The organism is Mesorhizobium sp. M0184, assembly GCF_040322215.1.
Classification (GTDB): Bacteria; Pseudomonadota; Alphaproteobacteria; order Rhizobiales; family Rhizobiaceae; genus Mesorhizobium.
In genome coordinates, this window is sequence record NZ_JAMYSZ010000109.1 from 1 (window position 1) to 690 (window position 690).

Genomic DNA, 690 nt, shown 5'->3' on the forward strand with positions numbered 1-690 from the left:
GCCGCGCAGCAGCACATGGGTGTGCGGATGGCCGGTGTTGTGATGGTCGACGGCGATCCAGTCGAGGCGCGTGTTGAGGTCGGTCTCCATCTGCCGCATGAGATCGCGGGTGAAGGACCGCAGGTCTTCCATCTCCGCGGCATCCTCCGGCGCGACGATGAAGCGGAACTGATGCCGGTCGCCCCGCCCGCGTTCGACGAAGGCCTTGCCGTCGGCCTCGTCCTCGACGGCCGAGTACACCCTGCCCTTCTCGCCGTCTCTGGTGACGCCGTCGCGCTGAAGATAGCGCAGATGCGCATCGACGGCCTTGCTGGTCGACACGAACTTTTGGCCGCGCCCGGTGGTCCCCTTGCCTCGTCCTGGCAACTTGACGACGCGCGCCTTCACGACGACGCGGCGGGAGCGAAAGCGGACGCCATTGCCGTCCTGCTTCCAACCGCCACCATCCCTTGGCAACTCTGCTGCCAGCTTGCCGCCGCGGCCGCGGGCGTTGAAGCGGCCACTCCCCTTCCCGGCACCGCTGCTTGCACCGAGGCGATAGGGATTGCCGCCCTGCTTGCGGATGGCAATCTCGACCTGGCGCACAAAGGGCAGCGTGCGCGAATTGACCGGCGCGCCGCCATGCCGCGTCCGGCCGGTGCGAACCTGGAATCTGTCGCTGTCACGATTTGCCATGACGACAGCATCGGG

General features: G+C 67.4%; 1 pseudogene. It reads right to left on the reverse strand.

Features of this window, described 5'->3' with window-relative positions:
- Positions 1–675 (reverse strand): annotated as a pseudogene (locus NKJ23_RS34525) (DUF3363 domain-containing protein); the annotation flags it as partial.
- Positions 676–690 lie beyond the last annotated feature (15 nt).